Source organism: [Chlorobium] sp. 445, assembly GCA_002763895.1.
Lineage (GTDB): Bacteria > Bacteroidota > Chlorobiia > Chlorobiales > Thermochlorobacteraceae > Thermochlorobacter.
Genome location: NSLH01000013.1, coordinates 16,216 through 41,918, shown reverse-complemented (window position 1 = coordinate 41,918; position 25,703 = coordinate 16,216). Strand labels below are relative to the sequence as shown.

General features: G+C 47.1%; 22 protein-coding genes. 5 read left to right on the top strand and 17 right to left on the bottom strand.

The window, feature by feature from the left end:
• The first annotated feature begins 21 nt into the window (after positions 1-21).
• The gene (locus CMR00_06915) at positions 22-1,491 is read left to right on the top strand and encodes a hypothetical protein (GenBank protein ID PIO48061.1); all 1,470 of its coding nucleotides are present in this window, start codon (positions 22-24) and stop codon (positions 1,489-1,491) included.
• Between the two features lie 46 nt (positions 1,492-1,537).
• Here the strand turns inward: CMR00_06915 and CMR00_06910 are convergent, their stop codons facing one another.
• From CMR00_06910 to CMR00_06885, 6 genes are all read right to left on the bottom strand, one after another.
• Positions 1,538-2,137: a phosphatase PAP2 family protein gene (locus tag CMR00_06910; GenBank protein ID PIO48093.1), complete on the bottom strand. Its 600-nt coding sequence runs from the start codon at positions 2,135-2,137 to the stop codon at positions 1,538-1,540.
• 49 nt (positions 2,138-2,186) lie between these two features.
• On the bottom strand, positions 2,187-3,980 hold the full coding sequence (locus CMR00_06905; protein ID PIO48060.1) for a protein translocase component YidC: 1,794 nt from the start codon (positions 3,978-3,980) through the stop codon (positions 2,187-2,189).
• 12 nt (positions 3,981-3,992) lie between these two features.
• A complete protein-coding gene (locus tag CMR00_06900) occupies positions 3,993-4,313 on the bottom strand; it encodes a membrane protein insertion efficiency factor YidD (GenBank protein ID PIO48059.1) in 321 nt (106 codons plus the stop codon).
• An 11-nt stretch (positions 4,314-4,324) separates the two neighbouring features.
• Positions 4,325-5,032, bottom strand: coding sequence for a hypothetical protein (locus CMR00_06895; protein PIO48058.1), 708 nt, complete (start codon positions 5,030-5,032; stop codon positions 4,325-4,327).
• Positions 5,033-5,079: 47 nt separating this feature from the next.
• A complete protein-coding gene (locus CMR00_06890; GenBank protein PIO48057.1) occupies positions 5,080-5,745 on the bottom strand; it encodes a hypothetical protein in 666 nt (221 codons plus the stop codon).
• A gap of 105 nt (positions 5,746-5,850) precedes the next feature.
• Complete coding sequence (locus CMR00_06885; protein PIO48056.1) at positions 5,851-7,962, bottom strand: hypothetical protein; 2,112 nt, start codon at positions 7,960-7,962, stop codon at positions 5,851-5,853.
• A gap of 173 nt (positions 7,963-8,135) precedes the next feature.
• On the opposite strand from CMR00_06885, the gene CMR00_06880 reads away from it, so the two are divergent.
• Positions 8,136-8,693: a thioredoxin family protein gene (locus CMR00_06880; protein PIO48055.1), complete on the top strand. Its 558-nt coding sequence runs from the start codon at positions 8,136-8,138 to the stop codon at positions 8,691-8,693.
• A gap of 30 nt (positions 8,694-8,723) precedes the next feature.
• Here the strand turns inward: CMR00_06880 and CMR00_06875 are convergent, their stop codons facing one another.
• Both CMR00_06875 and CMR00_06870 read right to left on the bottom strand, forming a co-directional pair.
• A complete protein-coding gene (locus CMR00_06875; GenBank protein ID PIO48054.1) occupies positions 8,724-9,692 on the bottom strand; it encodes a hypothetical protein in 969 nt (322 codons plus the stop codon).
• Positions 9,693-9,825: 133 nt separating this feature from the next.
• Positions 9,826-10,815 (bottom strand): hypothetical protein, encoded by a 990-nt coding sequence (locus CMR00_06870; protein ID PIO48053.1) that lies wholly within the window; start codon positions 10,813-10,815, stop codon positions 9,826-9,828.
• Positions 10,816-10,932: 117 nt separating this feature from the next.
• Here CMR00_06870 and CMR00_06865 point away from each other — a divergent pair, with 117 nt between their 5' ends.
• Positions 10,933-11,253: a hypothetical protein gene (locus tag CMR00_06865; protein ID PIO48052.1), complete on the top strand. Its 321-nt coding sequence runs from the start codon at positions 10,933-10,935 to the stop codon at positions 11,251-11,253.
• An 82-nt stretch (positions 11,254-11,335) separates the two neighbouring features.
• Here the strand turns inward: CMR00_06865 and bchY are convergent, their stop codons facing one another.
• Both bchY and CMR00_06855 read right to left on the bottom strand, forming a co-directional pair.
• Positions 11,336-12,529 carry a chlorophyllide a reductase subunit Y gene (bchY, locus tag CMR00_06860; protein ID PIO48092.1) on the bottom strand — a complete coding sequence of 398 codons (1,194 nt, stop codon included), beginning with the start codon at positions 12,527-12,529 and terminating at the stop codon, positions 11,336-11,338.
• A gap of 176 nt (positions 12,530-12,705) precedes the next feature.
• Entirely contained in the window at positions 12,706-14,319 is a 1,614-nt protein-coding gene (locus CMR00_06855) for a hypothetical protein (GenBank protein PIO48051.1), read from the bottom strand.
• A 75-nt stretch (positions 14,320-14,394) separates the two neighbouring features.
• Between CMR00_06855 and CMR00_06850 the strand changes: the two genes are divergently transcribed.
• Positions 14,395-15,585, top strand: coding sequence for an exodeoxyribonuclease VII large subunit (locus CMR00_06850; GenBank protein ID PIO48050.1), 1,191 nt, complete (start codon positions 14,395-14,397; stop codon positions 15,583-15,585).
• Positions 15,586-15,671: 86 nt separating this feature from the next.
• On the opposite strand, the gene CMR00_06845 is transcribed toward CMR00_06850, so the two are convergent.
• The 3 genes from CMR00_06845 to CMR00_06835 all read right to left on the bottom strand — a co-directional run bounded on the left by CMR00_06845 (position 15,672) and on the right by CMR00_06835 (position 19,293).
• Positions 15,672-16,640 carry a response regulator gene (locus tag CMR00_06845; GenBank protein PIO48049.1) on the bottom strand — a complete coding sequence of 323 codons (969 nt, stop codon included), beginning with the start codon at positions 16,638-16,640 and terminating at the stop codon, positions 15,672-15,674.
• Positions 16,641-16,809: 169 nt separating this feature from the next.
• The gene (locus CMR00_06840; GenBank protein ID PIO48091.1) at positions 16,810-18,021 is read right to left on the bottom strand and encodes a proline dehydrogenase; all 1,212 of its coding nucleotides are present in this window, start codon (positions 18,019-18,021) and stop codon (positions 16,810-16,812) included.
• Positions 18,022-18,126: 105 nt separating this feature from the next.
• Positions 18,127-19,293: a lipid-A-disaccharide synthase gene (locus CMR00_06835; GenBank protein PIO48048.1), complete on the bottom strand. Its 1,167-nt coding sequence runs from the start codon at positions 19,291-19,293 to the stop codon at positions 18,127-18,129.
• Between the two features lie 199 nt (positions 19,294-19,492).
• Here CMR00_06835 and CMR00_06830 point away from each other — a divergent pair, with 199 nt between their 5' ends.
• Positions 19,493-21,430 carry a hypothetical protein gene (locus CMR00_06830; GenBank protein ID PIO48047.1) on the top strand — a complete coding sequence of 646 codons (1,938 nt, stop codon included), beginning with the start codon at positions 19,493-19,495 and terminating at the stop codon, positions 21,428-21,430.
• A 51-nt stretch (positions 21,431-21,481) separates the two neighbouring features.
• On the opposite strand, the gene CMR00_06825 is transcribed toward CMR00_06830, so the two are convergent.
• Genes CMR00_06825 through CMR00_06810 form a run of 4 tightly spaced genes read right to left on the bottom strand, consistent with a single transcriptional unit; the run spans position 21,482 to position 25,663 of the window.
• The gene (locus tag CMR00_06825; GenBank protein PIO48046.1) at positions 21,482-22,702 is read right to left on the bottom strand and encodes a hypothetical protein; all 1,221 of its coding nucleotides are present in this window, start codon (positions 22,700-22,702) and stop codon (positions 21,482-21,484) included.
• Between the two features lie 12 nt (positions 22,703-22,714).
• On the bottom strand, positions 22,715-23,509 hold the full coding sequence (locus CMR00_06820; GenBank protein PIO48045.1) for a hypothetical protein: 795 nt from the start codon (positions 23,507-23,509) through the stop codon (positions 22,715-22,717).
• Between the two features lie 36 nt (positions 23,510-23,545).
• A complete protein-coding gene (locus CMR00_06815; GenBank protein PIO48044.1) occupies positions 23,546-24,157 on the bottom strand; it encodes a D,D-heptose 1,7-bisphosphate phosphatase in 612 nt (203 codons plus the stop codon).
• Between the two features lie 30 nt (positions 24,158-24,187).
• On the bottom strand, positions 24,188-25,663 hold the full coding sequence (locus tag CMR00_06810) for a glycogen synthase GlgA (protein PIO48043.1): 1,476 nt from the start codon (positions 25,661-25,663) through the stop codon (positions 24,188-24,190).
• Positions 25,664-25,703 lie beyond the last annotated feature (40 nt).

The following is a 25,703-nucleotide window of genomic DNA, read 5'->3' as shown; positions in this document are numbered from 1 at the left end:
ATAGCGCGTCTTTTCACTTAAATGCAACAACATATGTCATTTTCGCAACTGGGTCTTGCCGATGCGCTCGTGCAAGGCATTCTTGCCACGGGCTATACCGCTCCTACAGAAATTCAAGCCAAAGCAATTCCGCTCGCTGTGCAAGGCAACGACATCATCGGGCTTGCCAACACCGGCACGGGTAAAACCGCAGCATTTGTGCTGCCTATGCTGAATTTGCTTTCGAGCACGCCGACACCAACTCGCCACTTAATACGCGCGCTTATTCTTACACCGACGCGCGAGCTGGCTACACAAGTTGAGTCATCTGTGAAAAATTATGGTCGCTTTATGAAACTGTCTTCAGCTACAATTTATGGCGGCGCGGATATGCACAAACAAGTGCAACAGTTACGGCGCGGTGTGGATATTCTGATTGCAACGCCCGGACGCTTGCTTGATCATATTCAGCGCCGTACCATTGACCTCTCACATGTGCAAATCCTTGTGCTTGATGAAGCAGACCGTATGCTGGATATGGGTTTTGTCAATGATGTCAAAAAAATTATCGCTGCTATGCCGCGCGAGCGACAAACCCTGCTATTTTCTGCCACGATGTCTAAGAATATCGAATCGCTGGCGGCAACTGTTCAGCGTCAGCCAAAAGTTGTGGAAATAGGGGAACGACGCGCCGTAACAACTTCAGTTACACAGCACTTCTATGCAGTTTCTTCGGAACAAAAACTCGCTTTGCTCTTTCACATTCTCGATACGGTAGAGATGGATAGCGTTTTAGTTTTCTCTCGCACTAAGCACGGCGCAGATAAACTTGCACATCAGTTAGAGCGACATGGCATAACCGCAGTAGCGATTCATGCAAATCGCACGCAAGCCCAGCGCCAGCGTGCATTAGCAGGATTTCGCAAGAAGCATTACAAAGTCCTTGTTGCTACAGACATTGCCGCCCGCGGTCTTGATATCGAGGGCATTTCACATGTCATCAACTTTGATGTACCGACTTTTGCTGAAGACTACGTGCATCGCATTGGTCGGACAGGACGCGCTTCTGCCACAGGCGACGCGCTGACGCTTGTCTCAGACGAAGAGTTTCACTATTTCCGCCGTATTTGCAGTTATGTGGGCACGCGTTTCGAGCTGCGCCGCTATCCAGAGTTTGAATACGCTGCACGTGCCATTCATCGTAACTCTGTAGCGCCTGCGCCGCCAAAGTCTGTCTCTCGCACATCGGAGCGTGCACAGGGTCAGGCTTCTACCGCAGAGAAAAAATTGCGCAGACCGTCATCACATCATAGCTCGTTTCAGACAAATGCCGCAACAGTTGGCATGAGCACAGCAAGTTCTGCCTCGCACACTTATTCTCATCAGGCTGGAGCAAAGCAAGGTCATCAAGCCTCAGTTGAGCACCACGCTAAGTCAGAGAAAAAGTGGTGGCGCAATTTTCTAACTAACAATGAGCCTTACTCAAAGCGCGAGCGCAAAACATCATCTTGAGCGTATCTGACCACATTATTCTCTGCCCTCTTCCGATGCCTGATTTTCAGCGCTCATGGTCAGCAGCATGTCTTCGACGTGGCTCAACAAAGTTTTTCCAGACAAAGGCAAAGCACAGATAGGTGATTGCTCCTGCGCCGACGCCAATCCCCCACCCAGCTATGACATCAAGTGGATAATGTACACCGACATAGACGCGTGAGTATCCCGACAAGAATGCAAATAGGACTAAACTCCACGCTACTATCTTATCAATCGTGCCAGATTTTGAGAAAAACACCCATACGATTGTTGCAACTGCCGCTGTATTTGCAGCATGTGAGGATGCAAATGAAAACGAGTGCGTTTGGTCTAAGAGCAGCCGTACCTGTTCAAGTTCAAAGCATGGACGTGTGCGCTGCACGAGTGGTTTGAAGAAACCAGATGCAGTTTGGTCAGCTATACCAATTGCCATGAGACACAATACCAGCGGTGCTATACTTTCTTTGCGACGCGTCCAGACGATATAAAGCGATGCTGCCGCTGCAACAATCCAAGAGCGTTTGAAATCCGTAATGAACAGCATGATGCCATCAAGATACGGCTGCCCACCTCCTTCATTGATGCAGCGAAACAGCCAGACATCAAGCTGATACAGCGTCTCAATCATTGAATTTTTGCGCAACTCAAAGCGCGTCTCTATTCGGCGCTACGGTTTAACTTACCTTTGCTTTCTTTTTGGGATTTTTCTTTTGTGTCTCTTGTACCGCATTTGATTTTGACGCCGGTGCCAGCTTAGAACCGACAGGCGCAGGGTTGCGTTTAGCTTGCCAATTGACATAGAGCTGCTGCACGATGCTGAAGACATTGAACATTAGGTAGTAGAGTCCTAATCCCGACGGCATGTTGTTGAAGAAGAGCAAGAGCATGATGGGCAGTATAATATTGAACACTTTCGTCTGTTCGCTTGGTGCGCTTGTCGGCGTGATTTTCTGCTGGAAATATGTGGTAATCGCCATCAAAATTGGAAAGACTGCGATGTGCGAGCCATAGAGCGGAATAGAGAAAGGAAGTGTGATAATAGCGTCAGCTGTGGACAGGTCGCTTGCCCAGAGGAAACTCTCTTGCCGCAATTGGATTGAGGAGCGAATCACATAGAACATGGCAAAGAGTAGTGGCATTTGCAGCAGTACAGGCAAACACCCACTCAACGGATTAACACCTGCTTCTTTGTAGATTTTGCCTAATTCGCTTTGCAATTTTGCCGCATCGTTTGCATACTTCTTTTGCAGTTCTTGAATTTGCGGCTGCAATTGCGCCATTTTCTTCATTGAGTTTGTGGAGGCAACCGTCAGTGGATAGGTAACAAGTTTAATCAGCAGTGCAAAGATGATGATGATAATCCCATAATTTGAGATAAAGCGTTCCAACAAGTTAAAGACTGGTAAAATAATCCACTCTGCAAATGGGCGTGTAATCCACTCCCAGCCGAAATCCATTGTCTTTTCAAGATCGGATCCTGCTTCGCGAACCAAGACGTAATCCAGAGGACCGATGTAGAGCGTGAAAGCATGTTGTACGAGGCTTTGATTGGCGGGCAATCGTGGCTTTAACGCAACAGTGTAATCTTCAAAAACATGCTTATCGTCTTTCACAGTGCGTTTGCCTTGCAAATAGGCACCTTCGGCAGGTTCATCGGCAATGATAGCTGCAAGAAAGTATTTGCTTTGCACCGATACCCACTTCGTTGAGCCATCGGGCTGCAATTTGAACTCTTTGTCCTTGCTATCGGCATCCAATCTCTCGAGTGAGCCGTTAAAGTAAGCATGAGCATAGGAACTGTTAGCTTCTTCGTTTTCATCTTTTTCTGAATGTGCTAGTCCACCATTCCACGCAACTTGGTAGGTTGCACCCCGCACAAGCTCACTTAAGCCTACGAGTTCCGTTTGGTATCGAATTTGATATTTATCGCCTGTAAAGGTATAAACGACTTTGATGCGCTTGCCATTTGCAAGGTCTATCTCAAAAGGAATTGTTGCAGATTGCTTGCCACTGAGTTTGAAGTTGCGCTCCGATGTTTTTGGTGTAAAGTAAAGGTCATTTGTATTGACGACAGATTGACGCGCATCTGTGGTTTCAAAAAGCAAAGATAGTGCCCCATCTTTTGCTGTGATAAGGTCGAAGGGTTTGCGCTCCCAGTCAAGGTACTTTTTTTGCACGAAAGAGATGAGGGTCGCGCCTTTACTTGAAAGTTTCGCTGTAAAGAGGTCTGTTTCCACGGTGATGGTGTCGGTAGTGCCTTCCATGACCGCTGCAAATTCGCCCACTTTTTGGGTGCGCAATGCTTTTTGGGCGAGGGCTTTTTCTACCGAATCAGCATAGGCTAATGCCGCTGAATCTAGCACTTTGGGTTTCGGCGGCTTAGGTGGTGTCGAAGGTGTGAGGAGTTGAAACCAGACAATAAAAATGAGTCCGATGAGTAAAAAGCCAATAAGCGTGTTTCTGTCCATTGTCGGTGTATGTTATGAATGCTTGTGCTTGTGTGAATGCGGTTTCGGTACAGGATCGTATCCGCCTTTCACAAATGGATTGCAGCGTAGAATGCGCCATAGCGTAAGCCAAAACGCTGCAAAAAAGTTATGCGTTTGAAATGCTTCTAGTCCATAACTCGAACAGGTTGGCTCAAAGCGACAACTGCCTCCAAAATAAGGCGAAAGCACCAGTTTGTAGAAGCGAATCAGTAAAATTGGCAAGAAATTCGTGATTTTCCAGCCCCACCAGAGTTCAGGGCTATCTTCATGCACTTGGGGCGTCTGTTGATCTTTATCGTGCTGACTTGTCATTTTCGTAAAAATTACACACCTGAATCTAAAATTGTGTCACCTAAATCATAGCTTACGGCACGCGTGCGACGGATCACATCGATTGCTTTGAGTTCGTTATGAATTTGCTCAAACACATATCGCGCTTTACCGTCAGACATATCTGCTTCAAGTCTGCCGCGCAGCTCGAGCAGTAAGTTATCCAAAATGTGCTGAATTGTCTGTCTTGAGAGTTTTTCCATATTCGGCTCGGAATTTACAAGTCTTTCAATTTCCTCGAGGGTTTTTGGCGCAGCTTGATTTGCGAAGATAGCTTTCATCACGCGCCGCCGCATGTTGGCTTCATGGCGCTCTTTCTGTTTCTTGAGTACCCACACTCCACGCACGAGTGGAATGAGAAAAAACAAAACAGAATAAATAAACGGTACCCAGCCCAGTGCAAGGCGCACTGCAGGTGTAATCACAATCAACTCCAGAATTGTATGCTCTGCTGTAAGCACCAAAAACGAGAAAATCAGATTAAACAAATTCATAAGTACGATAACAAGATTGCGCCCAAAGTCGTTGCCTGTCCAAAGATATTCCGGCTCGTATTCATCCCAGTAGTAGACGATTTGCGTTTCATCGGTCTTGATTTTGCCGCGCAAGAGTTCATCGAATTCGGCATAGAGCACGCCCTCTTCTGTAACTTTCAATCGTCCGTGAAACTTTGCTGAGTAAGCGGCAAGGAAGTCTTCCATTTGGTCAGTGGTCCAGCCTGCCAGGGCTTGAAGTTCTGCGCCAACGGTTACTCCTCTATTTTCCGCAAAAAGGCAGCAAGTTCTTTTTCATTGCTGAGGTGGTCGACAGGCACGCGCGGCGGTCCGAAGACAAAGTCATAGACAGACGCCATGAATCCCTTTTTGTTTTCGTTGAGGGCAGCTGGCTCAGGTTGATACTGCGGATAGCGATAGCCTGCCGCGTCTGTTACATACATTACCGTATTTGTCATGTGTGAGAAGCGAAAGATGGCTGCAAATAAATCGCCGATAATGTTCAAATTCAGGGAAGAGCCTTTCTTTTCATTTTTGCTCGAAGACGATGCTAGGATGACGGCAACCACAATTATGACGACAAAGATGACAAAATAGACCACCATCACGAGGGCAATACAGACCTTGTAAATGGCTTGAAAGCCTTTCCAGAGCCAATTGAGAATCTCAAGAAAAATTTCAGTTGCTGTTTTAGCGTTGCGTCGCCGCAGCGTTTCACCAAAGTCGTAGATAACATCGCCTTGCGACGTGGCTTGCACACGGCAGTAGTACTTGCTAATCAATTCGTCGAACGCATTTACAAGGTCTTGCACAGCAATGCCTGTGCCTGCAGCTGCATCATTGAGTGTGAAGGGTTGCCGCCGCTTTTCTATCCATGCCTCAAGCGTGGAGAGCGTATTTACTTTTTGATTATCTGCCATGCCAAGATTGTGGTCCGTTGCTGGTGCAAGTTTGTAAAGATAGCAATTTGTGCGCCTCAAACGACGAACTGCACGCCGCAGTCTGACAATTTACCTTACCGCTTATTATGCAATGACCTTTGACTCAGTCGCTATAAGTGGCAGTTCAATAAAGAATGTGCTACCTTTGCCCTTGCCTTCGGATTCTGCCCAGACTCTGCCACTGTGTAACTCCACGATTTTCTTAACGATTGAAAGCCCCAAACCTGTTGAGCTTTCACCATCCGTCGGACGCGCAGAGAGGCGTTGGAATTTGCCGAAGAGTTTTTTCATGTCGTCCTGTGTTAGTCCCTGACCTTCGTCTTGAATGCTAATGAGAATGGTGGTATCAAGATTGTTGTTTTGTATTTCTGCACGGCTTATGGGAGAAGTCTCGCTGGTTTTACTTCTCCTATTACTGGAGATTGTGATACAGGTGCCTTTCGGTGAATACTTAATTGCATTGCTAATCAAATTTTCGAGTACCTCTCTCATTCGTTCGCTATCCATCTCAGCATAAAGATGAGGTTCAAGGCTCACTGTAATTTTTTGCAACTTGCGCTCTGCGGCATACATATTTTCTGAGATCACAGTTTGCAGCAGTGCATTGACATTGATCATCCTTTTGTTCAACATCAATGTACCGCTATCGAGCGCCGAGGTCTTCAGCAAGTCCGTGATAATGTGCAACATGCGCCGAGCAGCATGCGTGATGTTTTCAGCCATGAACTTTACTTCAGCTTGCCCTTCCAATTTTTCGATCATCAGCATCGAGAAGCCCATAATGCTTTGAAGAGGATTTTGTAAGTCATGTGCTGCAATCCCCAACAGCTCGGTCTTGAACGCATTGGCTTCTTCGGCAGCTTGACGCTCCTTGTCAGCTTTTTCGCGTGCGACAGTTAGCATGGCATTGAGCTCCGAGAGTTTTGCATTCTGCTTTACTTTCTGCCGATAGCTTAAGGCAATCAACACGATAATCATCAGCGAGAGCATGGCTAAAAGTACAAGTGAGCGCTGCACAATCATTTTCGCTTCACGGTCTTTTTGCAAGGCTTCGATTTCATGGTCTTTGCGCTCGTTTTCGAGGCTCAGTTGCAATTCAGCGATGTGCTTTTCCGTCTCTAGCGAAAAAAGTGAATCCTTCAGCGCTGTAAATTTCTCAAAGTAGGTCAGTGCATTTGCATAATCACTTTTGCTGCGGTAAATGTCGGAGAGCAGTTTGTAGGCGTTTTTTGCTTCGTTGCGTGCTTGCACTTGCTCAGCGACTTCAAGCGCGCGCTGAGCATATTGCAGGGCGGCATCATATTTCTTTTGCAGAAAAAGTGTTCTTCCAATTCGCTCAAGCGACTCTGCGACGGCGTTTTGCATCTTTCGCTCTTGACGGATTGCTAAGCCTTTGATAAAGTATTGCATGGCTTGGTCATAATTGCCTTCTTGCATTTCGCTTTCACCGAGCGTCGTCAGTGCCATGTCAGCGTATCGCTGATCGCCAATTCTTTGAGCTATCGTTAGGGCGTTGAGTGCATAGCGCTTTGCTTCTGCATAGTCTGCAAGATTCAGATAGCTCATGGCTACGCCAATTGCTGCCGAGCAGATGCCCTCTTGCACATCAAGTTCTTCAGCTAACTTCAGTGCCTTTGTGCGATACTCGAGCGATAGTAAATGCTTGCCTTGGTTTGCGTAGCTATCTCCAATGCGGTTCAGCGACCACAATATGCCCTTTCGGTCTTGAAGTTCTTCTCGCAATCGCAGCGCTTTGAAGTGATAGTCCAGAGAAAGGTCATATTTTGCTTGATAGTCGTAGATATTGCCTAAGCTGTGGTAGCACCATGCAATACCGTTTTTATCTTTTATAGATTCATAGGCTGCTAGTGCCTGCATGCGGGTCTCCATAGCTTTGGGGAAATCTGCACGCCGCTCATAGACATAACTTACTGCGTTGTAAGCATGCGCTATACCGCGCTTGTAATTAAGTGCTTGAGACAGCCAGAGCAATTCTTTTGCATAGTGCATTACGCTATCGAGCTCATTACGCCAATAGTAGCGCACAAGACGATGCAAGAGCTCTGCACGCGCTGTGTCCCTCGCATCGGCAAGCTCGCTCAGCAGACTGTCTCGGTCTGGTTTTATCTGCTCTTGCGTCCACCCGCAGCACCATATGCCACCGAGCCAGAGCATTAAGGAGTACACAAACTTCATCTCTAAACTATTCTGTGAGCCAGGGTATTTGAATTTAGCAAAAGCACGTCAAAGCACATATTTTTGTGCTACAAAACTTGATGCTCTGCCGAGCTTAATACTGTAGATTGTACAGCGGTTTTCCCAATACTCGACTTACATTTTTTCGTAACTGCTTTAACACACTTCAACCTATGGCGCTGACTTATTCAACCATGTTGCCACTTGGTACAGTGGCTCCGCCTTTTACGCTACCCGACGTGGTGTCAGGCAAAATGATGTCGCTTGCCGAACTTAAATCTGACAAAGCTACGCTTGTGATGTTCATTTGCAATCATTGTCCATATGTTCAGCACATTCAGGGTGGGCTTGTGCGATTTGCAAAAGACTATGTCGCAAAAGGCGTCTCGATTATTGCGATTAACTCCAACGATATTGTAGCTTATCCTGAGGATTCACCTGAAAAGATGAAGGAAGTTGCGCAGCGTTTAGGATATGTGTTTCCGTATCTGTTCGATGAAACACAAGAGGTAGCGCGCGCTTATGATGCAGCATGCACCCCTGACTTTTTTCTCTTTGATAGCTCTCTTCGCTTAGTCTATCGCGGTCAGTTTGATGACTCACGACCTGGCAATGCAATTGAAGTAACAGGTAAGGACTTGCGCGCTGCACTTGATGATCTTTTAGCAGGTCGTCCTATATCCATTGAGCAGAAGCCATCTGTGGGCTGCAATATCAAATGGAAAAAGTAACGGATGCAAACCTGCGCTTTTGACAAGCACTCAATGCTTATGCCCGTCGTGATGATGATGTTCGGCACTGCAATTCTCAGATGCTGTGCCATTCTGATTTATGCTGACAGGTTCGCTCAGAGGCGTTACTTTCTCGAAGATTCTGGCTTCGACAAACACATTGAAGAGGTCTTTGTCGATTTTACCGCTTTTGACCTCATAGTGGAGAATGTCTAGTGCTTTTTCTGCTGGCACTGCCGGTTTGTAGGGGCGGTCTTGTGCGGTGAGTGCATCGTAGATATCAGAAATCGTCATCATGCGGGCTTGCAGGGGAATCGCCTCAGCCGTGATGTGGCGCGGGTAGCCTGACCCATCAAGTTTTTCGTGATGTGCAAAAGCAATTTCAGGTACACGGCGTAAGTCGTTTGTCCAGGGAATGTTGCGCAGGAAGTTGAACGTATGCGTCACATGCGATTCAATCTCACGTCGCTCGCGTTCATCAAGGCTTCCCTTTGGAATGGAAAGTCGCTGCACTTCATGTTCTAAAAGGTACGGATAGACTTCATCTTCGCTGTAGATAAAGACTTTGGATTGAATCTCACGCAATTTGCCAAACCCTTCTGAACGCAAAATGCTGGGTTCATTGACTTTGATGATGAACTCCAAAAAGCTATCGAGCTCCGCGATTTTTTCTGCCATTTCTGCATCTAATCGTCGCAGTTCAGGCTCCACTTCGCTGCGTGTACGCTCCAAGAGATAGAGCAGTTTTTGTTTTGTGTATTTGAGTTCAATGGCTTTTTTGATTAGTGCGTAGCGCTCCTTGATAGAGTGCATTTCATAGTCATAGAGTTTCTTTGCTTTGACCAGGACCCGCTCACGCACGCCAATTTTGCCGAAGTCATGCAGGAGCGAGGCATAACGAATTTCTTCAAGGTCGCGCCGTGAGAACTTAACATTTTTGAATATCCCTGTCTGAATTCTATCTACGGCTTCAGCGATACCAACGGTTAAAATTGCCACACGCTCTGAGTGACCCGAGGTCGTGGGGTCTCGCGCTTCAATGGCAGTAACAGACGCTTGATGAAACCTTCGAACAGATTTCTGATGCTGTCGTAGAGCAACCGATTTTCGTACGCCACTGCCGCCTGTGATGCTAACGCATAAATGAATGTTTCATCTTTGCGTGTGAAAGGAATAATGTGCTTAACTGCATCTTGCGGGTCTGGCAAGACAATGCGAAAGTCTGGTTTTTGTTGATTAGTTGAATGACGCCAATTGTTTCTTTGTCGTGATTAAGCATTGGCACCGTGAGCATCGACTTTGTGCGGTAGTTGATGGATTGGTCAAATGCTCGACCGCCGAAACTGTACGGCACACGATCTGGCAAGTGATAGACATCAGGAATGTTGAGTGGCTCGCGTGACAGAGCAGCATAGCCCACAATGCTATTTGGCGTAATGGGCATCACCCACTCTTTGAAAGGCACCTCACGGCTGATATTTTGAGCTAGTTTGAAGCGTAGCTGCTTATTGGCAAGGTAGTTGTTGCGGTCAAACTCTACGCCCGGTTTTTCCTCCACGATGTAAAGACTGCCTGCGTCAGCGCCAGAGATTTCCATGCTGATAGAAAGAATCATCTCCAAAAGGCGCGTGATATCTTGTTCGCTCGAGAGTGCAATCCCAATGTCCTTGAGTTTTTCTAATTCTTCGCGCTGTTCGGAAAGCTCTCGGCGCAGCAGCATTTGGCGCTCACGCTCTTGGAAGTGCACCTGTACGCGCTGCAAAAGCAACTTAAAGCGTAACGGACTTACAGGAATTTCCAGAAAGTCAATCAGCTGTTGCTTGTGCACCAGTGTGCTAAAATCACCGAACGCTTCAAACTCTTCTGGTAAGCCAACCACAGCTACTGCAAACATTCTTGAGAGACTTTGCGGGATAATTTTATTGATGCGGTGCAGCATAGTTACATCTACCAGCAGCAAGATGGGCGTCATATGGAATGCAGTGCCAATCGCTTTGAGATGCTCTTCGGATTGCCTTGGAGAAAAGTACTCGAAGGCGTATTGCAACGATTTCAGAGCGTCTTGTGTAATCTCTGCCGAGAGCCCTACTCGGTCGAAAATTAAAATCTTCTTTGTGCTCATTGTCTTCCCTTTAAGTGATACAAATGCTCTATCTTGGTTTTTTAGCGTGCCGGCAAAACTCTAAAAATACAAATTTTCTTATTTTCAAATTTGAGGAAATTACATGAGATCTCGATTATGCCCATAAAAATGCAACCGTCATCTCAGAAGAAAGCTTTGCATGTTTTCTCTTATTTGCTGCTGTGTTCCGCCTTCGTTAATTTTGTCTCTGCACTTGCCTTGCTACACGCCGCCACAGATGGCTTTCAGGTAAGTATTCCTGCCACACGCGAAGGCTCAGTGGTTTTTGCCGCAACATTTGCTTCTGCCATGCTGATTGCTGCAAATTTTGTCTATCAACTCGTCTTGAAAATGAATATCCCCTTCTCTTCTACTATGCTGATAGGCTTTGTTGCCAGCGAGCTGCTCTTTTCAGCTTTTCTGTGGAGTCTGCGCTGAGCTTGCTGCACTCACATGTGAGACATATTTCCAAACGCTGCGTTCTTTTTCTTCTTGCCCTGCGCGCGCTTGCACATTAATTCTATCCCTCGAAAAATGCTTTTATTTTTTGATATGCGTCTCGTTTTCCTACAAGCGCGTTCATCAGTTGCAGCATAGCGCTTGCACCTTGTGCAAAGTAAATCGGACGCGAAGAAATAATATTGGTATAATAAACAGCAGGTATGCCTAACTCTTTGACATAACTATCAAGTGAGGTTGTCCCGACGACCAAATCGGGCTTGTATTGCAGCACAGCGCGACGATCTTCTTCAAGGTACTTGCGGTAACGCAACTCTGTGCCGAGCATGGTCAGTAACTTGTGGTCATCATCGCCAAGTTCAGTACGCGCAATAGATGTTGACGCATAAGGGACATTGGCTCCAGCTTCCAGCAAGAGACGCACAAGCGGAAATTCATTGCCTTCGTAGCCTGCCACGATAATGGTCGCCTTGAGTCGATTAGCCTCAAGCGCAGCTTTGACTTTTGCTTTTTCTTCCTGTGCCACTTGTTCAACACGTGCTTCATCTAAGCCGAGTGCCTTGCCGACATCTTTTATCCATTTATATGTAGAATTGACACCGACTGGATTACCTGCAATAATCGGTACGCCACGCGTCTTGAAGAATTCTTCTGTAAGTTCATAAAAGGGGTGCAAGATAGCTACTGCGCTTACGCTTCCTGCTTCAATGAAATCATCGATATGCTGTGAAGGCAGCGTAATGACGGACTCTACACCCATGCGCTGCAAGACTGCACCGATAGCCATGGCATCCAGCGGGAAAATTTCACCGACAATGACAATCGATTTCTCGCGTTTGTTTGAAGACTTTGCAAGCCGTTTGAGCACCGCTTCCAATGCAATATCTTTGGCTTCAGGATGCGATTTAAGCAGATACGCTGGCAGGCGCACTAGCACCACTTCAGCATGACCCACTTTTTTGGGCAAGAGTTCTTCAGCTACGCCAGCTGTTTCAGCCACACATAAACTTACCACGGGAATCAGGCGAATCGTTGGATCTTTAGCAATCTCTTCAATCGTTGCACGCAAATCATCAATGATACTGCCGCTGGCAAGCTGTGTGGACATCACTTCTGGGGAGACAATAGACTTGCGTGCTGCATAAAAGTGCGTCACAAACGTCAAGCCATACATGCAGCCTTTGTCAGTTGCCATGCAGACCTGCGCACCGTCAATGCGCGTTAGCACACGCAGTCCACCGAAGGCTGGACACATCGTTTGAGGATGCAAATTATTTGCATCGCTATTGCTTTCTGCTGGACGCTGCTCTGCTTGCAGCACTTTGAAAAGATGCGAGAATTGCTCGTCGCTTACCTCAGCGCGATGAGTTTGTGGATTCATAGTAACTTCCCCTTTCTGAAATGTTGCACGTTCAAGCGAACGCAATCTGATTACTGAACTTTATCGAGAAATGCACCTTTTGGCAACTGCGCTGAGTATTGCTTGATGGCTTTGAGCGCATCACTTTGCTGTGCGAATTGTCCAATCCGCACACGGTAGCGCAGCTCACCATTCACTGTGCGCGGCTTGATGCTTACATTGAATCCTTTCTGCGCATACATAGTAGCAACTTCCCGCGCTTCAGCTTCTGTCGGACGTGACGCTACCACAATTGCCCAACCCCCTTTGGCTTCATTAACAGGCGTAGAGAGTTCGGGCGGCAGACTGCTTTTTTCGCCCGAGGCCGGGGGTTCTGAATTTGTTCTTACACTTTTTTGCTCCACTGTTGGCGCTGATACGGGCTTACTACTACTTGAAGACCCCGATGGCTTTGCAATGAGATTTTCTGCGGCATTATTCTGTTTTGATGATGCCGTGTTATCAGCGCTTGTTGCACCCTTTTCAGAGGTTTGTTGGCTATCGGATGTTTTGGCTTCACTTTTAGCAGCAGGGACAGGCATCGTGCTGCTTGATGTCGGACTTGGAGCTGGCGTGTGACTGTGCGACACCCAGAAAAACATGGTGATGATTACCAAGACAGCAACACTGACACCAATGAGTGTAAAAATCGCGCTTTTGCTCACGCCCTCTTTTGGTACTCTAAGCGGTGGTGCGGCTTCGGCAGCCGTCTTTGTACTTGCTTGCTCAGTAGGAGGTGTATCTTGATTTTCCAGAAAATTGCGCACTTGCTCCTTCTGTGTGTCTATTGCTAAGGATTCTACCTCATCCAATGACAACGGTATGGGCGGCTGAAATGTGGTCTTTCTCTTCTCTGTTTTGCTGCGCTTTATGCCTAACTCCGCCCGAAAACCCGACTGCTCCAGAAAAATTTTCTCTTCATCTTGCTTCTCTACGGGGATATTGTCCAGACCAAAGTCAGCAGGATTAAACCCGGTTGGGGCAACCTGCGGCGTAGGTGGCGCTGCAGTTAAGTTAGCAGAAGCGGTCGCTTGCGTTGGCTTTGCGGTTTCTGCACGATGTTCTGTCTCTGAAGTCTCTTGTTGGCTCAGTTCAGGTTTTGCAGATAATGTGTTACTTTGCGGAGTTTGAGCGCTGGATTTTTTCGTGAGCGGTATTGGCGCAAGATTTTGATAGGGCTTATTGAGCAAATCAAGTAGCCACTCCGATGGCTCTAACGCTATATTTTTTTCGGTCCGTACAATCACGCCTAAGGGCTCGAGCTCTACACGATTTTTGAACTCTAGTGTTTTTCGAACGGCAGTTGCAAAACCTGCACTAAACTTTTCAGCCAGATCATCATCTAAGCCGAGGCTCTCAAGTGCAACATCGTAGAGCAATCCGCCGTTGCTGTCATCGGATTCGGGCATGAGCTCCACACTGTAACGTGGCGGCGTCACTAAAATGACATCCTCCCGCTCTACTGGTCGTGATGGAACATGCGCTTTGCGCACTACACCGATGCCTGAGAGCTGAGCTGTCCCTGACAGTAAGAGCTCTTCGCATACGCGATACATTACGATTTGCAACCACTCGCTCACTTTTGCTTCGGGCACCCCCAGCACAGGCGCAAGAGATTTTGCAATAACGCTTAGTGTTGAAGACATGTTGCTTTAGTTAGTGTCTTGTACTATCATTCTAACTTAACCAAATTGCTCTATCCACACAACCTCATATTAGCTATGTTTGACAGTCAGATTTTTTCGGTTAGCGAACTCAGCGCGCATATCAAAGCAATCCTTGAGCAAGGCATTGGCTTTGTACGGTTACGCGGTGAGGTCTCGAACTTCAGGCAACAGACTTCAGGCCATCTTTATTTCACACTTAAAGATGCTTCAGCACAAATCAACGCTGTCATGTGGCGCAATTATGCTGAGAAATTGCGCTTTGAGATGAAAGACGGGCTTGAGCTTGTGGTAGAAGGTGAATTGCAAGTCTATGTGCCACAAGGTCGCTATCAAGTCAGTTGCTTTTCAGCACAGCCTGTCGGTGAAGGTTATCTAAAACAAAAGTTTTTACAATTGTTTGAGAAGTTGCGTACAGCAGGTCTGTTTGATGAAGCGCGTAAGAAGCCTTTGCCTCACTTGCCCGAACGCATTGGCATTATCACTTCACGGACTGGGGCGGTTATTGAAGATATGAGAAGGATTTTGGAGCGGCGCTATCCTGTCGCAAAATTGATTCTTTATCCAGCACGTGTGCAAGGTGAAGAGGCAACTAAAGAACTCATTGCAGGCGTGCGCTATTTCAACACTATGCAACCGCGCCCTGATGTGCTGATTTTGGCACGCGGTGGTGGCTCTATTGAAGATCTCTGGTGTTTCAACAGTGAAGAGCTTGCATATGAAATCTCTTGCTCCAAGATTCCAATTGTAAGTGCTGTTGGACACGAAACGGATTTCACCATTGCTGACTATGTCGCTGATGTGCGCGCCAGCACGCCATCGATGGCTGCAGAGATTGTTGCGCCTCCTGCCGAGCAAATTTTAGAGCAAATCACGCGCATAACCCGCACAATGCACACCTCGCTATACAACAGAGTTGAACAGTGTAAAATCGATCTTGACGCTCTTGTGAACAGCTATGCTTTCAACCGTCCAAAGCGCGAACTTGATACGCTCTTGCAGCGCCTTGACTATGCACAAGAACGCCTTGCACACGGCATTATACAGCGTATGCATTACACTTCTTCAGCGCTTGACAGTGCAATCAAACGCTTATCTGCTTTAGGACATGAGCAAATCTTGCATCGTGGATATGTTGTGGCTTACAAGGAAGGGCGAGCCATTCGATCTGCGGCTGAAGCACAAACAGGTGATGAACTGATGCTGCATTTTCACGATGGCACCAAACATGTTCGTGTTCTGCTGTAACTGCCCTTGCGCACTCCTGTGCAGCGTAGAAATTGTAAAGCCCGAAGGCCATTCGGGCTTTATGCATTTGATATGCTCTTTGTGTCCTAGTAGGTCTTACGCATTTTAGCCAGTTCGCGCACTTTAGCCAGTGCTTCCTCGAGCGAGTGTGCATCACTTTGCGACAGTGGTGCTGTCAGTTGTGTGTTAGCTACAACACGCGTGTTGAGTTGCGGTGCGCTTACCAGTGTTTGATGGCGTGAAATGGCAAGCTCGATCGTGGATTTGAGCAGCTCTCGCTGCATCGGCTTGACGAGATAGCGAAAGACTTGCGCCTCATTGATGAGACGAATCGCAATGCTGGCATCACGGCTGTCGCTTAAAAGAATCATTACTACATCAGGCTTTTCGATTGCCGCTGCAACCAGAAAATCTGCTGCGCTGATATCAGGTAGATTAACTTCGGAAATCAGTACAGAAATCGGCTTTGTTTTCAAAATTTTGAAGGCTTCTGCTGCATTTATTGCCGTGTAGACCTCGTACTTATCACCCAGCACTTGTTGATAGGCTTGTAAGTTTGCAGGTCTTGGATCAACGAAGAGCAAATTTTCTTTGACTGCAGTAGGCGGTAAATTAACCCCAAGCGTACTTAGTAGCCCTGCTGATGTACTCGCTGTCTTTGGCGCAGGTCTGGGCGTCCTTTTAAGCCTTTCGGCATATTCACCTGCGAGCGCGACCGTTTCCTTGAGTTTGTTACTCTGCCACGGCTTATTGATGTAGCGGAAAATTTCACCGGCGTTAACGGATTCAATAATTGCATCTAAGTCAGAATAGCCTGTTAGCAAGATGCGCACCGTATTTGGACTGATCCGACACACTTCGCGCAGCAGTTCAACACCTAACATCCCGGGCATGCGCTGATCACTAATGATGATATCAATTGGCTCACCACGCTTGAAAAACTCTAAGGCTTCAAAGCCGCTGTGTGCAGTATAAACTTTATGGTCATCAAAGAGCAGGCTAAGCGATTGTACGATGTTAGGTTCATCATCGACTATAAGAAGTGAGTGTGGCATACTTCTATAAAACGGTTAAGGTTAAAAAAAACTCCTCTCCTCAGTAAAATGCAAAACAGCGTGCACTACTTCAAAAGTAATGCCAAAACAATTTTCATGCGATTTGTGGTAGGGAATCTCGCAAATACAGTAAAAAGTTGAGCAGCATAATCATTTCTGTGATAATTTTTCACAACATTTTTCGCCGACGCGCCACTTCTGCCTCGATTAGGCGAAGTTCGCGGCTCACATAGCCTGAGAGTGCAGAATTTTCTTCAGCGCGCCGCATTAGATATGGCAAAACATCTCGTACAGCCCCAAACGGGACATATTTGGTCACATTAAACCCGTTTGCCGCCAGTGTGTAGGAAATATGATCCCCCATGCCATAGAGTTGTGAAAAATAGACATGAGGATGCCCAGGATTATCTAAGGCATTAGCCAGTTTGAGACTGCTCACCTCATTATGTGTACCTGCACACACCGCGATGCGGTCTAAATGCGCCAGGCAAAAATCCAGTGCTGCGTCGTAATCTCGGTCGGTATCACTTTTGGTGTCATGAATTGGTGACGGGTAGCCCAGCTGTGCCGCACGCTCGCGCTCCTTTTCCATATAGGCGCCACGCACAAGTTTGACGCCTAAGTAAAATCCTTTTGCTTCTGCCTCAGCAAAGGACGCTTTGAGAAATTCCAACCGATCGCGCCGATAGAGTTGAATGGTATTGAAGACCATAGCGCGCTGGCGGTTATGCTGACGCATTGCGCTCATAGCAAGTTCATCAATCGCATCTTGAATCCAAGATTCTTCAGCGTCCATCATCACAGGGACATTTGCTGCTTCCGCTGCTGTGGTGATGCGCCTGAGACGCTCTTTTACTTTTTCCCACTCAATCTTTTCTGCACCAGATAACGCATGCTTTGCGCTTACTTTCTCAAGCAGCTCAAAACGCGCAATGCCTGTAACTTTGAAGACCGCAAAGGGAATGGCTGGATTTACTTTTGCGTAGGCAATGTTTTGCAAGACCATTTGAGTAACACGCTCAAAGCCTGCTTCACTGCACTCACCCTCGACGGCGTAATCCAAGATAGTCTTGATATTGGCCTGTGCCAGCTCTGCTACAGTTGCAGCACAGTCGTCTGCCGTCTCACCGCCGCAGAATTGTCGGAAAAGTGTCGCCTTGATAAGCGGTTCAACAGGCAAATGCCACTTGATTGCCATGCGCAACGCCGCAATGCCAAATTTGTTAAGCCTCGGACTGTTCATTAGCCGAAACAGCCAGCGCCTTCGCTGCAGGTCTCGATTGCTCAACCGTTTGAAAGCAAGTTCCGTACCGTCGAAATCGCTCAGACGCAGTACAGCATCGTTGGATAGCAGGGAGAGTACAGATGGCGGTGCTTGCATTGCTTCAGGCATGAGCACTCATGATTTGGATGAACAAACTTCCCTACAAAATTACAAATCAAATTTGGCTCCACCACAAAGTACAACAATTTTTTTTGCAGAAAGTTAGACTTTCTTCTGCCGTAGTGTCTCAATCAGCACTTTTGAGACTTCGTGTGAAGGCAATAGACTACCAAGTTTTGACCTTGCCGCAAGTAAGCGAGTGCGTATCTCTTGCATTCGCATACTATCGCTTAGCAGAGATTTTGCCGTGTGGTAAATCGTCTCTGGATTCATGGCATCTTGCAAAAGTTCAGGCACAAGTTTCCTTTCGCCTGCAAGTCCTTCAGCAATAATGTTTGCTAATGCAATTTTTTTAATCTTCACCAAGCGTTTGCCGATTTCATAATTGAGTCGACTGGTTTTGTAATGCACAATCATTGGGGTTCCAAATAGTAGTGTCTCCAGTGTCGCTGTGCCAGAGGCTACCAGTACAAGGTCGCTGTATGCCATTGTTTGGTAGGCAGAGGTGAAGAGCGGTTTTGTAGGAGCATCTGCCAGCACGCGCTCATACAGCCTCTGATCAATCGTGTTAGCTACACCTAAGAGAGACCGAAAGCCACATTCTTGTTCTAAGCGTGCGGCTGCCTTGAGCATTGGCGGCAGCATTGCTATCACTTCACTTTTGCGGCTACCGGGCAACAGTCCCAAAAAATGCTGCGTCGGTGCAAGTGCGTGCTGCGCTATAAAGTCTGACTTTGGCAGTATCTCGTGTGCAGCAATTTCCTCGACGATGGGGTGACCGACAAATTCAGCCTTGATACCATAGCGCTGGAAAAACTCTACTTCAAATTCGAAGACCACCAAGAGCCGAGAGACATACTTACGAATTTGTTCAACGCGGTTTTCTTTCCATGCCCACACCTGCGGTGCAATGTAGTAGATGACAGGCACGCCCTGCTCACTCAAAAATTTGGCGAGCCGCAAGTTCATTCCTGGGTAATCAATCAGCAGAGCGGCATCGGGTTTTTCTTGAACAATTGCTGTCTTCAAATCATGTATGACACGGCGCAGAAAGCCAATGCGTTTGGCAACATCAACGAAGCCAACAACATTTACTTCGTCTGCGCGATAAAGCTCTTGCATGCCAAGTTCTGCAAGGCGCACACCACCGATACCAAACACGTGCAAATCTGGCAGTGCTTTTAGCGTCTGGCGCAGCACAAACGCACCATGCAAATCACCAGAGGCTTCACCTGCTACAAGAAATAATTTGGATATTGCTTTAGACATTCGATGTGGTTAGACCATGCAAGTAATACGGCTCCAACAATTTTTTCAGCGCAGTCATGTTCAGCGTTGTCAGTAGTCTGCGCAGCTTTGCGTGTTTATGTGCACCGTTCTTTGATTCATGCACTGTGCTCAAGTGCAACCGTGAGATGCTTTTTGTTGTAATTTCGCAAAAAATTTCGGCTCTTCAACTTGCCAAATCATGACGCTTTCGGTTGTTATCGTCAGTTACAACGTCAAAACCTTTCTGGAGCAATGTTTGCAATCGGTGCTGAAAGCTGCAGAAGGTATTGAGACAGAAATTTTCGTTGTCGATAACAATTCCGTCGATGGCACAGAAGCTATGCTTAAGGCAAAGTTTTCACACCTGCCTCAGCTGCATCTCATCTTCAATCGTGAAAATGTTGGATTCAGCAAAGCCAATAATCAAGCCTTTCGTGTGTGTCGTGGTCAATATGTGCTTGCGCTCAATCCAGATACGCTGGTAGAGGAAGATACCTTCCGTAAAATGATTGCATTCATGGAGCGCGATGAGACCATCGGTGCTGCAGGCTGTAAGTTGCTCAATGCTGATGGCTCGTTTCAGCTCTCGTGTCGGCGCAGTTTTCCCACGCCTGCGGTCTCGCTCTATAAACTCATTGGTCTCTCGGCACTTTTTCCGAAGAGTCGGCGGTTTGGGCGCTATAATCTAACTTACTTACCGATTGATGCCACCTACGAAGTTGATGCCCTGATGGGCGCGTTTATGTTTATGCGTCGCGCTGCGCTTGAGCAAGTTGGCTTTTTTGATGAATCGTTTTTTATGTATGGTGAAGATCTTGATTTGTGTTACCGCATCAAGCAAGCTGGCTGGAAAATCTACTACTACCACGAGACGCAGATTATTCACTACAAAGGTGAGAGCACAAAGAAAGACAGTTTCAACTACGTTGTGCGCTTCTATGAAGCGATGCTGATTTTTGTGCGTAAGCATTACCATTCGCGCTATTCGCGTCTCTTTGAAGCGCTGTTGGTCGCAGGAATTTATTTGCGTGCCTCGCTTGCGTTTTTGCGCCGCTTGATTCAGCCACTTGCTGCACCGCTTCTTGACCTTGCGCTTATCGTGCTTTCCATTTTTATTGGGTTTCGCTACAAGTTTGCAGTTTATCCCGCAGAGTTTTTAGGCATCGTGCTACCCGCCTACACCAGCATTTGGTTTTCTTCGCTATTAGCGTTTGGGCAATACAGTGCCATGCGCCGGTATTCTTTGAAAACCCTCAGCGTAGCTTTGCTGATTGGATTCTTGGTCAATGCCTCGCTGACGTTCTTTTTCAAGCAATATGCCTTTTCCAGAGTTGGTCTGACCGCCTCATTTCTTTGTGCTCTATTTTTCTTGAGCACCTGGCGCGTGCTCTGGCGCGCAACTGCACTCAAAGCTTTCAGCGGCACGGCAATTCAACGGCGGCGGCTCGCGGTTGTCGGTACAGGTGCAGCAGCGATAGAAGTTGCTACAAAATTGCAAGCTAATGTCTCAAAGAATTATGAGTTCGTAGGGTATGTCAGCGCAAGTGATGGGATAGCTAATGAACAGACACTCGGACGCATCGAGAATATCGACGACATTGTGCGCATCAATCGTATTCATGAACTGGTGTTTGTCTCTTCTGAAGTGAGCAATGCCGAAGCCCTTGCGGCAATTTCAAAATGCAGTCGCTCTGCGGTCGAGTGTAAAATTGCGCCGAGCGGATTAGATGTGATCATCAGCAAAGGCTCTATCGAGGATTTTTCTGTATCCATGCCGCTGCTTGATGTGGAGTTGTCACTTTTGCGTCCTACGCGTCAACTCTCCAAGCGTATTTTTGACCTTGCACTTTTGCCATTTGTAACGCTCATCTTGCTGATTTGGCGCAAAAAGCCACTTTCAGACATGTGGGCTGTGCTTTGCGGTAGAAAAACGCTTGTCGGAGCCAGCGAAGCCAATTCAAGTTATTCACCTAGCAGCATTTATCTTTGGCGCAAAGGCGTGTGGAGTTTAGCTGAGTTTCAGCATGCCACTCGCCCTGCCGAACGCGAGCAAGCCGATCTTTTTTACGCGAAAAATTCTTCGTTAGGATTAGACCTTGAAATTCTCTTCAAGTCACTTTTTTCCACACATCAATAACGCTGCAGATACAGCGCTTGAGGTTCATCACCAGAGTTGAAGAATAGCGTGCTAAAAATTATTCACGACATAGGTTACAATGAGGCGTGGGCGCAGTGAATCTGGTGCAGATGGACCAAAGAATCGCAGTGGCGAAATACTGCCTGCTTCTGTGCCGGGGATAGATGGACTGACTGAGCGTAAGAGCAAGCCAAAGTTAGTGGCAGGTCGGTTTGCCCATTCTTGCACATTGCCGGTTACAATGACACTGTATTGGTTGCGGTTTGTTACCACCATTCGCTGTTCTGGCAAGTTTGGTTTTGCGCGTCTGTCAGCTGTAGCAGCGGCCACGCCTACTTGATAATCACCAAACTGCATCGGGGTGTAGAGCGTGTCGCGGTGCAAAATTAGTTCGGCGCGTGCAATGACTATACCCGGACGCAACATCGGCAGCTCGAATTTGAGCACGGAACGCGCGCCAATCGTAGGGCTAAGAAAAATCTCGCTCTGATCAATCATAGAAAAATTTTTGCTGCCTGTATAGCCCGCATCGAAGGCATTGATGAGAATTGTGCGGCGCTCAATGCCAGTGGGTGTGCGTAAATCAAAGGTAAGACGCAAGAAAGTGCGCAAGACATCGATGATGATAGTGGCTTCGCCGCGTCGTGGCACTAAAGAGAGTGTGAGTGTCGTGCTATCTTCTAAAAACTTTTGACCACGCCGTGCTGCAGCCAGCAACGAATCGCCGTACCACAGCGGTAAGGGTGTCTCGGTGCTCAGTGAATCACCTTTTAGCCAGCGGATGTCGGCAAGCTTTTCTCTTTCGACGAAGGGCGTATTGTTGAAGAGTTGAGCACCCTTCCACAGCGTCGGTGAGCGGAAAATTTCAGCTTCAAGTGGTGTCAGCGAAGGGACGCTATCGGCTTGTGCACGCACTTGTTGCGTAAGCAGTGCCACATCAACAATGCGTAGAATGGCGCCAGGACGATTGTCGAGGCTTGAATCCAGTCGCGCAAGTGGATAGGAAAATTTTAGTCTTCCAATCGCCTGCAGTTCTTTGCCATCTGGCAATTGCTTAATGCCAACGATGATTGTCGGGATTGCGTTACTAGCACCGGTCTCAACAGAATCAAACTGAAAGTTTGTAATCGTTACGGTATCGGTGTTAAGTGTCAGGAGTTGATTTGGGCGCAAAAAGCGTGTATCAGACCCAACAAGGTCTATGTTTTCATTGCCGCACGCCGCCACACCTACAGCAAGCAGAATGACTCCAAGCAAGCGATAACGCATCATGAGGCGAGCATCTCAGATTTTTTGGGCAACCACGTAGATATCGAGTGCGTTGTCAAGGTTCTCTTGCACAAGATGAAAATCTGCAACTGTGATGTCGGTGGTATGCTTCACCCGCTCCTTGAGGCTTTGACGCATCAGATGTGTAATCATGTTGTAGGGCTTTGCGATGAGTGCCGCTGGCAAAAATTTATGAATGCCCAGCACATCCCAGCGCATGACTTTGCGCACCCATTCTGCATTTTTTTGATAGTAGGCTTCGACTTTTTCATTGCCACACAGTCCATAGAGTTCGTAGCTATGAAAAATGGATTCTAGCTCTGCTGCCATTTCATCGAAGGTGTATTCATGCACGTGGAAAGGATTGCGTGCAAGCGTACGCTTGACATTCGGCGTTGTCAGCAGCAACACGCCCTTGGGTTTCAGGACACGGAAGGCTTCTTTGAGAAACTCACGCCGCTGTTCAAGATGCTCAATGAACTGAAATGCAGCGATGACCTCAATGCTATCGGTCTCAAAGGGCAATGGCGGTACTTTAGCTTGCACGAAGCGCACACTTGAAAGATCTCGATACTCACGCGCATTGGCTTCTACAGTTGCCTTATCGTAGTCGACGCCAATAATCTCTCTTGCATCTTGCGACATCAACGCTGTGCCGTAACCATTGCCGCAACCGACATCTAAGACCACTTTGCCTTGTATGTGCTGGCGTGCAAATTCGTAGGCACACATGCAGCGCTGGTACGTCACATTATTCACGTCGCTTTTGGCAGCACGCTCATACTCTCTTACAATTGTTTCGGTGTGCATTAGGCAGGTTCGTTGTTTGAAGGTTCTGATACGCTGTTAAGTTTTTTCTATATCAATCGGTTCGCGCTTCAAAATGAATGTCACAATTGCCTCGTAAATATCGCTTGCCACTTGGTAGGGCAGCGTATTTTTCTCTTCACATTTTTCTAATTCGCCGTACCCCGTCATCACCAAGATGGGTCGCAGTCCTGCACGGTATGCACATGCGACATCAATTTGTTTATCACCAATCAGATACGACGCTGTGCGGTCGAGTTCAACACCTTGCACTGCAAAATCAGCAATCGCCTGTTCAATCATCCCTGCGTTAGGTTTGCGCCATGAGAGCAGATGGTCATAACGTGGATTGGGGTAGTCAGGATGAGCAGGTGCATAGTAGCAAAGGTCAAGCTCGGCACCGCACGCTTTGAGATGCGCTTGAATGTAGTGATTGATTTCTTGCACGCGCTCCTCCGTGATGATGCCTCTTGCAATGCCAGCTTGATTAGTTACTAAGACGAGCTTGTATCCAGCCTGTTTTGCGGCTGCAAGTGCTTCTTCTGCACGGGGGACAAATCGCACTTGTTCAATCGTTTTGACATAGCCGCCAAGTTCATCGTAAATAATCGTGCCGTCTCGGTCTAAAAATAGTGCTTTTATGCGTTGCATGTCTGTCAAATTAAAACAGCCGTTCTTATGTTATTTACCTTCCACAATTTTGTGGTAGAGCGCATTGTATTTCTTTGCAGAGTTTTCCCAAGAGACATCGGTTGCCATCCCGTTCTGCACGATTTTGACCCAAGTCTTTTGATCTTTATAGACTTCAAGTGCATCTTTGATAGCTTTGAGCATATCGCTTGCCGAATACTTCTCAAAGACAAAGCCGTTGCCTTTACCATTCTTGAACGGTTTGACGGTGTCGTACAGTCCGCCTGTTGCACGCACAATTGGCACGGTGCCATACTTAAGGCTATACATCTGATTCATTCCGCAAGGCTCGTATTTGCTTGGCATCAGGAACATATCGGCGCCGGCTTCAATGAGGTGTGCAAGTTCATCGTTGAAGGAAATGGTCGCACTGAATTTTTCGGGATATTTGCCCGCCATTTTGCGGAAGAAATCTTCGTACTCTTTTTCGCCAGTGCCGAGCAACACAAATTGTAAATCCAGCGCCATAATTTTGTCAAAGGCTTCAATTATCAGATCGAAGCCTTTATGATCAACCAGCCGTGAGATAGTTGCTATAATCGGGATCTTTTCATTGTAGGGCAATTTCAATCGGCGCTGTAGGGCTTGTTTGTTTTCAAGTTTTGCTGCAAGATCATCGGCATTGTAATTTTTCTCAATAAACTCATCGAGCTCTGGCGACCAGATATTTTCATCTATACCGTTGAGAATGCCGTAGAGATCTTTTTTTCGCTTATTGAGAATGCCTTTCATGCCGCAGGAAAGTTCATCGTCGGTGCGGATTTCTTCAGCGTATTTTTCGGAGACCGTCGTGATGGCATCAGCGTAGACGATGCCAATTTTCATAAAGTTAAAACTGTCGTAGAATTCCAAGCCTTCGGGCGTGAATTCAGATTCAGGCAAGCCCGATTTTTGCAATGCGCTCTTATGAAATGCGCCTTGATACGCAATGTTGTGAATTGTGTAGACGGTCTTGACATTTTTGAAGAAAGGATCGTCTTTATAGACAAGTTTCAGATAGGCAGGAATCAGCGCGGTCATCCAGTCATTGCAGTGAATCACGTCGGGTTTCCAGCCTAAGGCTTTGAGTGTCTCGAGTGTGGCACGATTAAAGAAAATGAAGCGCTCGTCGTTGTCCTGATAGTCCTTCTTCGTGGAAGGGCTGACATAGAGCCCATCGCGCTTGAAGTAGTTTTCGTTATAGAGGAAGTAGGTTTGAATTTTACTTGATGGTAGGGCGGTTACCTTCACGCTCAGCAGCTCGGTTTTGTTGCCAATCGGGATTGGAATGTCTTTGAGGCGTAAGACATCGTGCAGACGAAACTTACGGTCGTTAATCACGCCGTATTTTGGCATCATAATTCTTGATTCATTACCACAGTCTTCCACCGCTTGCGGCAATGACCCCATCACATCGGCAAGCCCACCTGTTTTGGCGAATGGGACCACTTCGCCCGCCACGAAGAGAACTTTTAGTTTCTTTGGCATTATATTCGTGTCCTTACTGTTTTTGAAAGACAGAAAATGA